Here is an 8,156-nt window from a genome sequence, read left to right as displayed (position 1 = left end):
ATGTTCCAAGCAAAACAGGGTATGTTCCAAGCAAAACAGGGTATGTTCCAAGCAAAACAGGATGGTTAGATCCCGGGCGACTGTGGTAAATTATCGTTCCATAGACAGGAATCCAAGATTACCAGCAGAAGCATTTAGCGTTTTAAACCTTTTTTGCAGTTTTTTTGGACAAAACGCCTTTAATGTTGACTTTCTTGGTCAAATTAGATATATTAAATATATAAAGTTGATCAAAACAGTAAACAACAGGTGTTTTGTGGTCATTTGGACATGTCGCTCATGAGAAATGGCCTTTTGTTTTAAACTAAACTTGATCAAATTGATCAACATAAAGCAGATGGAGGGGCAATGAAAATTTCAGTTAACGGCGAATCCACTTCACTGGATACACCGCTTTCAATCACACAGCTACTTAAAACTCTCGATGTGGAGATGCCTGATATGGTTTCTGTTCAGCTCAATGGTGAATTTCTTGACCGAGAGAACTTTTCATCAACTATGGTAAAAGAGGGTGATGAAGTAGACTTTTTGTACTTTATGGGGGGCGGCAGGTGAGAGGCTTTGCTTCCAGGGCTATTCATGGTCAACCACCCTTTAAACGGGATGTTCACGGTGCGTTGCGTTTTCCGGTTTATGATAGTGCCGCTTTTGAAGTTGGTAGCTCTCGTGAGCTGGAGCTTGCATTTACCGGGAGAAAGCCCTCTCATTCCTATACCAGGATAACTAATCCTACGGTAGAGGAGTTTGAGCAGAAGGTGAGATTGCTTACAGGAAGTTTTGCAGTTGTTGCTGTGGCTTCAGGTATGGCTGCAATAACCGAAACGGTTTTAGCCCTTTGTGAATCAGGGTCAAATATTGTCACTTCACCCTACCTTTTTGGAAACACTACATCACTTTTTGAGAGTACGCTAAAACGGTGGGGCTTAGAAGTGCGCAAGGCAAGTATGGCCGACCCATCCTCTTTAGAAGGAGTGATTGATGATAAAACGAGAATGGTTTTTCTGGAGATAATTTCTAATCCTCAAATGGAAGTTGCAGATATTAGCGAAATATGCAGAGTGGCAAAGCAGAAAAATGTACCGGTTGTTCTTGATGGTACGCTATCAACCCCCTACATCTTCAGATCTAAAGAGGCGGGGGTGGCAGTGGAAATCATATCGAGCACAAAATATATGTCAGGTGGAGCAACTTCCACCGGTGGATTGATTATAGATAACGGTACCTTTAACTGGAAACAACATCCTGCTGTGGCAGATGATGCATTGAAGGTTGGGCCGGCTGCATTTGCCACGCGCTTAAGAAGGGAAATACATAGAAATCTCGGTTCGTGTTTAGCGCCCCATAACGCCTGGCTTCAAAGCCTCGGGCTTGAGACGCTTGCCTTGCGCATGGAGAAATCGTGTACCAATGCTTTAGAAGTTGCAACGTTTCTGGAGAGCTCTTTACAAATTTTGCATGTAAATTATTCGGGGCTTACTTCTTCGCCTTTTCATGCTACGGCTCTGGCGCAGTTTGGTAAACGCTTTGGAGGTTTGCTGACATTTGAGCTCAGCAGTAAAGAGGAGTGTTTTAACTTGATGGACAGTCTGAAGATGATAAAAAGGGCTACAAATCTAAACGATAATAAAACACTTATTTTGCACCCTGCTTCCACAATCTTCTGTGATTACAACGCAAAAGAGAGGGAAGAGATGTTGGTAAATGACAGGATGATCAGACTCTCGGTAGGCATTGAGGATGTACAGGATATAATTGATGATCTTAAACAGGGGTTGGAGAAACTATGATAGATTTTACTGAAGAGCAGCTAGAGCGTTACAGTCGCCACATACTTCTCAAGGATGTAGGGATAGAGGGACAGGAGAAGATACTCGGGGCTAAAGTATTGGTTATAGGTGCTGGTGGTCTTGGAGCACCGGCAACACTTTATCTGGCTGCTGCAGGTGTAGGGACACTGGGGGTAGTTGATGGGGATACTGTGGACCTTTCCAATCTGCAGCGTCAGGTAATTCATTTTACTGCCGATGTGGGAAATGCTAAGGTACGCTCTGCACAGGATAAGGTACATGCGCTTAATCCTGATGTAAAGGTGATAACCTATAAAGAATTTGCCTTTTCCCATAATATTAGGGAAATAATACGGGATTATGATTTTGTGGTAGATGGAACCGACAGTTTTGCATCAAAATTTCTTATAAACGATGCTTGTGTTATGGAAGGAAAACCTTTTTCTCATGGCGGTATACTAAGATTTACAGGACAGACTATGACTGTGCTGCCGGGTAAATCTGCCTGTTACCGATGTGTCTTTTCTGCACCTCCTCCTAAAGATGCAGTGCCTACCTGTTCACAGGCGGGGGTATTGGGGGCGATTGCAGGTATGCTTGGGACTATTCAGGCAGCAGAAACATTGAAGTTTATAACCGGGGCAGGAGAACCCCTTACCGATAAGTTACTGACATTCGATGCTTTGGGAATGGATTTCAGGAAAGTATCCCTTAAAAGAAGAAATACTTGCCCTGTGTGCGGTGAAAACCCCACAATTTCAGAACTTGTTGATGAAGAACAACCAGCGTGTGATTTAAAAAAATAAGAGGATAACAATGTTAACGATAGAACCAAGTGTTTACGATTCACTCATAGAGCATTCAAGGAAGGATGCACCTGTTGAGGCTTGCGGTTATCTGGCAGAGAAAAATGGTATTGTCACACTCGCTTTTCCGTTGACCAATACTGATGCCTCTTCGGAGCATTATTCATTGGATCCAAAGGAACAGTTTGAGACTGTTCGACATATCAGATCGAAGGGAATGAAACTGCGAGCGGTATATCATAGTCACCCGCAAACGCCCGCAAGACCATCACAGGAGGATATCAGGCTTGCATATGATCCTAATCTGAGTTATGTAATAGTCTCCCTGGCTGATAAAGCTCCAGTGATTAAATCGTTCATAATAGTTAAGGGTGATGTAAAAACAGAAGAAATCGAAATTGTTCCTGATACCGTAAATGAGTAGTAGATTATCAAATTGAAAAGAGATATTGAGGCGTAAAATATGTCAAAGCTCAGCTATACAATACCAGATTCACTGGATGAAGAAATTGAAGAGCTTGAACTGCTTATAAAAAAGTTCAGCAGCGGGGATATAACTGAAGGAGAACTTAAGGCCCGACGGGTACCCTTTGGGATATATGAACAAAGGCGCAGAGGAACATATATGGTACGCATACGCTGTGCAGCAGGAGTCATTACACCTTCACAGCTAAGAGGGGTAAGCCTGATAGCTCTGAAGTATGCTTCAGGTTTGCTTCATGTCACTACGCGTCAGGAGATACAGATTCATGATGTAGTACTTGATGATCTCATAGCGATAGTGAGGGAGCTTAGGAGTATTGGGCTGTCTACAAGAGGTGGTGGTGGTAATACTGTTCGTAATGTTATTGCACCCTGGAATGCCGGTATCGACAGTGGTGAGGTATTTGATGTTACCCCCTATGCTGTAGCTTTGACTTCGGCAATAACTAAACGTAGTGACTCATGGCTCCTTCCACGCAAGTACAAAATAGCACTTGTGGGGTCAGATAAAGATGCTGTAAGTGCATTAATTAATGATTTGGGTTTCATTGCGAAGATTAAAAATGGAGAAAAAGGGTTTCAGGTTTTTGTCGCGGGTGGAATGGGCCGTAAATCAGCAACGGGACATTTGCTTCACGACTTTGTAAAAGCCGATGACATAGTAATAGTCACAGAAGCAATAAAAAGAGTGTTCTCCAAATATGGTAACAGAAAGAATAAACATGCTGCACGGTTACGTTTTTTATGGAAAACTTTAGGAAAAGACAATTTTATTCAGAGTTATTTGCAGGAAAGAGAACAGTTGCTGAGTGAAGGTATCGGTAAACTATCGGTTCAGAGTTTTTCTTATGAGCCTAAAAGAGTACTATCCGAAAACAGCAGCAGTAAATCCAAGGGTTATGAGCTTTGGAAATCTCGTCATGTTGGCGCTCAGAAACAGAATTGGTACTATTCAGTTAGAATACCTCTTAAACATGGTATGATTCACGCAGAGAAAGCAAAAAAACTTGCCGATTATCTGATTCCGTTTGGGGAAAGCGTGATAAGATTTTCTGGTGACCAGAATATAATGTTGCGTCATATGCCCCAGTCTCAACTTGAAACAATCTACAGGTTATCACGTAGGGTTTCATCGCTGACAGATACTGCCGTTTTAGCAGGAAATAGTATTGCCTGCGCAGGAGCTTCAACCTGCCAGTTGGGTATTTGCAGATCAAGGGCGGCTTTAAGTGAGGTTATGGAGTGGCTTCAAAGCGGTGATGCTGATATAGACAGTGTTGCTGATGTAAAAATGCATTTGTCAGGATGCTCAAACAGCTGCGGACAGCATGTAATTGCAGATTTGGGATTTTACGGCAAAGTTGGCAGAAACGGCCAACACAGTTATCCTGTCTATGCAATAGTTGGTGGAACTGAAGTTACTGAAAACAATAGTCTTAAACTTGCAGAGAAAATCGATGAGATAAGTGCACATGATTTACCTGAGCTTGTTGAGGAAATTATTGCTGATTATAGTACCAAAAAGCAAAAGTATGACACATTTGCGACTTATTTGAAATCAGAGGGAAATGACTTAATAAGGCACAAATGTGATAAACTGGGAGACATTCCACCTTTTAGCGAAAATAAAGCGTATTACCGCGATTGGGGTGATACGGAAATCTTTTCGCTTGCAGGCAAGGGAAACGGAGAGTGTTCTGCTGGTTTATTTGATCTTATAGACATAGATCTCGAAAAGATCAAACAGCTACGCTTAAAAATCGAAAAAGATGATGCAGTAAAACCATTGGATTTATATACTCTGGCACTTCTAAGTTCAAGAATGTTACTGATAACTAAGGGAGTAGAAGCCTTCAATGAAAGTGATGTTTTTGCCAGGTTTAAAGAACATTTTATTGACGAAGACTTGATAGAAGTAAAATTTAGTACTGTTGTAAAAGCAGGCCGGGAAAGTAAAATAGACGATTTTACAAATTTAAAACAAAACGTTTTTGACTTGTCTGAGGCGGTCGAGAAACTGTATGAAGGAATGGACAATTCACTTCAGTTCAAAACCCCGGTGCAAGAAAATGAACAGTTATCACAAAAGAACGATAATAGTTCTACCGATTTGCAGAAGGATTTCAGAGGGGTCGCATGTCCGATGAATTTCGTAAAAACCAAGCTTGCACTTTCTGCTCTTAAGAGTGGTCAGATACTTTCGGTATTACTCGATGAAGGGTCACCAATAGAAAATGTACCCCGCTCGGTTTCTGCAGAGGGACATGAAATTGTTGATCAGCAAAAACTGGATAATTACTGGAAAGTTGTTATAAAGAAAAAATAGATGTGGTAATTATTAATAATAGTGGGATTTGTTTTTTAAGGTAAAAAAGCATAGGAAAACATTTAACAGAGGCACAGACGAATGCAGATCACAAAAGAAAATATAGATGAGTTGAGATCAAAGCTAGTAAACAAAACCGCTCAGGAAGTAGTTAGTCAGGTTTTGAATGAATTTACATCTCAAAAAGTTGTGCTTGCTTCAAGTTTGAGTGTTGAGGATCAGGTATTGACTCATATGCTTCTTGCTCACAGCAGGGAAGCAAGAATATTTACTCTGGATACCGGAAGACTTTTTGAGGAAACCTATGCTACGATGGGGCGTTCAATGGAGAGGTATGGGTTCAGGTACGAAACCTATGCCCCTGAATGCAGTGAACTCGAAGAGCTGATAAATGAGTATGGGCCAAATCCTTTTTACAAAAGTGTGGAGCTTCGCAAAAGATGTTGTGAGGTGCGTAAATTAAAGCCACTTGCACGAGTTCTTTCCACCGCCGATGTATGGATATGTGGTTTAAGACGAGAGCAGGCTGTGACAAGGAGTGCAATAGATGTTGTAGAGTGGGATAGTAATCATGGATTGATAAAAATAAATCCTCTGTACGAATGGACGGAATCTGATGTATGGGAATATGTGCGCCAGAATGATATACCATATAGTTCACTTCAGGATAAAGGGTTTAGGAGTATTGGTTGTGCTCCTTGTACAAGAGCGATTGACTCAACTGATGATATACGAGCAGGGCGATGGTGGTGGGAAGAGCCGGAACACAAAGAATGTGGCTTGCATAAAAGGGGCAAATAAGTGGGGCTTACTTTAGTCTACTTTTCAATTTCTGTTTTTCTTGCTATAAATATGGGGGCAAGCGGATTTTCAATCGCTTTTACACCTTCATATGGCTCCGGTATTATAAAAAGGAATAAGGCTGTAGCGCTTTTTTTCGGTTTTGTTGTATTGGGTGCTGTTCTTGTAGGGCCAAGAGTTGTGGAAACATTGAGCACAAGGCTGGTAGATCAAATCACCAACCCGGTGTCTGGTGTAGTGATACTTTCAAGCGCTGTAATCACGATGTTTGCTGCAAATATATTAAAAGTTCCACAATCAACAAGCTTTATTATGGTCAGTGCTTTTATCGGGGCTGGTTTGTATTATGAAAATGTTAATTACCAAAAGTTACTCGAAATTGTGATTTTTGCGATTGTATTTTCAGCATTATCATTCATCGCCACCTATATAATAATAAAACGATTTTATCCTCTGACCAGTAAAAATATGCATTTGCATGAAAAGGTTTGTTCAAATAACAAACTTATAAAAAAATTAATACTTTTTACCGATTGTTATTCAGGTTTTGCAATTGGAACAAACAATGTGGCAAATGTGATCGCACCGATATTTATCATTGGAACGGCTTTAAATGTACCATTTCTTTTTGTGTTATTTTCATTAATGTTTGGTATTGGAGCCCTAACCATGGGTAAGGGAAATATTGATACTCTTTCTAAAAACATTATACCCTTGGGTGAGATCTCTGCTAGTATCATATCCTTAGTAACATCAAATTTTGTTATTATAGCATCTATGCTTGGTCTTCCCGCGCCCTATGTGCAATTTACTACCTTTTCTGTACTTGCAATATGTATGGTAAAAGACGGATTCAGGCAAACATCGGGAAAAAAAATAGTTTTAAGAATCTTTTCAGTGTGGCTTATTGTACCTGTTGTTGCTGTTGTAATCAGCTGGTCTCTTCACCACCTTTTAATACGATGAAAAGGAAATGGTAACAGATGGTTAAACCGATAGAGAAAGCAGCGAGTGAAACACGTGATGGTAAAAAGGATGAGGTTTTTCATTTAATTGGTGACACCCCTTTTTACAAACTAAAAAAAATCACCGGGTCTTCTATTGCTGATATTCATGTAAAACTTGAATTTTTTAACCCTGGTGGCAGTATTAAAGATCGTATTGCATTATCCATGGTTGAAAGCGCAGAGCAGCAGGGAAAGCTTCAAAAAGGTTCTACTGTCATTGAAGCAAGTTCTGGGAATACAGGTATAGCACTTTCATTCATTTGTGCATCAAAAGAATATCGTTGCATTATCACTATGCCAGAATCGATGAGTTTAGAGAGAATTAATATTCTCAAATCGTATGGTGCTGAGGTAGTATTAACACCAGCGCATAAAGGAATGGTTGGGGCAATAGAGAAAGCAAAGGAGCTTTCAAAAAAGATAAAAAATTCAGTAATTATGCATCAGTTCCAGAACCCTGCAAATCCTGCAGTGCACGAAAAATATACTTCACAGGAAATTGTAAGTGCCCTTGATGGCAAAATTGATGCGTTTGTGAGTGGGGTTGGAACAGGCGGTACAATCACTGGTGTTGGCAGAGTGCTAAAAAAAATCAATCCAGAGATTAAAATCGTTGCAGTTGAGCCCGAAAGCTGTGCTGTTATAAGTGGTAAAAAACCTGGTCCCCATAAAATTCAGGGGATTGGATCAGGGTTTATACCCCAAATACTTGATCTGAGTGTTATCGATGAGGTAATAACGGTAAAGGATGATGAGACTTTTAGAATGACAAGAGAAATTGCACAAAAAGAAGCACTATTTGTTGGGATGTCTTCAGGCGCAAATCTTTTAGCTGCTTTAGAAGTCGCTAAAAGGATTGGAAAAGGAAAAAATGTGGTAACTCTTTTTCCCGACACCGGTGAGAGATATCTTAGTACAGCGCAGTACTATACGGTTTGAAAAAAAT

The 8,156-nt window shown here is 40.5% G+C and carries 8 protein-coding genes; all 8 read left to right on the top strand.

What is annotated here, in order from left to right; all coding sequences use genetic code 11:
* Window positions 1–348 precede the first annotated feature (348 nt).
* The 8 genes from thiS to cysK all read left to right on the top strand — a co-directional run bounded on the left by thiS (window position 349) and on the right by cysK (window position 8,149).
* Window positions 349–555 (top strand): sulfur carrier protein ThiS, encoded by a 207-nt coding sequence (gene thiS / locus QA601_08815; protein MDG5815178.1) that lies wholly within the window; start codon window positions 349–351, stop codon window positions 553–555.
* Window positions 552–1,787, top strand: coding sequence for an aminotransferase class I/II-fold pyridoxal phosphate-dependent enzyme (locus QA601_08810; protein MDG5815177.1), 1,236 nt, complete (start codon window positions 552–554; stop codon window positions 1,785–1,787). Before thiS ends, QA601_08810 begins: the two co-directional genes overlap by 4 nt.
* On the top strand, window positions 1,784–2,593 hold the full coding sequence (moeB, locus tag QA601_08805) for a molybdopterin-synthase adenylyltransferase MoeB (GenBank protein ID MDG5815176.1): 810 nt from the start codon (window positions 1,784–1,786) through the stop codon (window positions 2,591–2,593). Before QA601_08810 ends, moeB begins: the two co-directional genes overlap by 4 nt.
* Window positions 2,594–2,603: 10 nt before the next feature.
* Complete coding sequence (locus QA601_08800) at window positions 2,604–3,017, top strand: M67 family metallopeptidase (GenBank protein MDG5815175.1); 414 nt, start codon at window positions 2,604–2,606, stop codon at window positions 3,015–3,017.
* Between the two features lie 39 nt (window positions 3,018–3,056).
* Window positions 3,057–5,402, top strand: a complete 2,346-nt coding sequence (locus tag QA601_08795) for a sulfurtransferase TusA family protein (GenBank protein ID MDG5815174.1) — start codon at window positions 3,057–3,059, stop codon at window positions 5,400–5,402.
* An 81-nt stretch (window positions 5,403–5,483) separates the two neighbouring features.
* Window positions 5,484–6,203 (top strand): phosphoadenylyl-sulfate reductase, encoded by a 720-nt coding sequence (locus tag QA601_08790; GenBank protein ID MDG5815173.1) that lies wholly within the window; start codon window positions 5,484–5,486, stop codon window positions 6,201–6,203.
* Entirely contained in the window at window positions 6,204–7,169 is a 966-nt protein-coding gene (locus tag QA601_08785) for an inorganic phosphate transporter (GenBank protein ID MDG5815172.1), read from the top strand. It abuts the gene before it with no gap.
* A gap of 17 nt (window positions 7,170–7,186) precedes the next feature.
* Entirely contained in the window at window positions 7,187–8,149 is a 963-nt protein-coding gene (gene cysK / locus QA601_08780) for a cysteine synthase A (protein ID MDG5815171.1), read from the top strand.
* Window positions 8,150–8,156: the final 7 nt, after the last annotated feature.

Source organism: Chitinispirillales bacterium ANBcel5 (assembly GCA_029688955.1).
GTDB classification, from domain to species: domain Bacteria; phylum Fibrobacterota; class Chitinivibrionia; order Chitinivibrionales; family Chitinispirillaceae; genus Cellulosispirillum; species Cellulosispirillum alkaliphilum.
The sequence above is the reverse complement of the archived record's forward strand: the minus strand, read 5'-3'. Positions and strand labels throughout refer to the sequence as shown.

Coding starts and splice junctions, on each gene's coding strand:
- QA601_08790 (MDG5815173.1), top strand. CDS start 5,484: ATGCAGATCACAAAAGAAAATATAGATGAGTTGAGATCAAAGCTAGTA.
- QA601_08800 (MDG5815175.1), top strand. CDS start 2,604: ATGTTAACGATAGAACCAAGTGTTTACGATTCACTCATAGAGCATTCA.
- cysK (MDG5815171.1), top strand. CDS start 7,187: ATGGTTAAACCGATAGAGAAAGCAGCGAGTGAAACACGTGATGGTAAA.
- moeB (MDG5815176.1), top strand. CDS start 1,784: ATGATAGATTTTACTGAAGAGCAGCTAGAGCGTTACAGTCGCCACATA.
- QA601_08795 (MDG5815174.1), top strand. CDS start 3,057: ATGTCAAAGCTCAGCTATACAATACCAGATTCACTGGATGAAGAAATT.
- thiS (MDG5815178.1), top strand. CDS start 349: ATGAAAATTTCAGTTAACGGCGAATCCACTTCACTGGATACACCGCTT.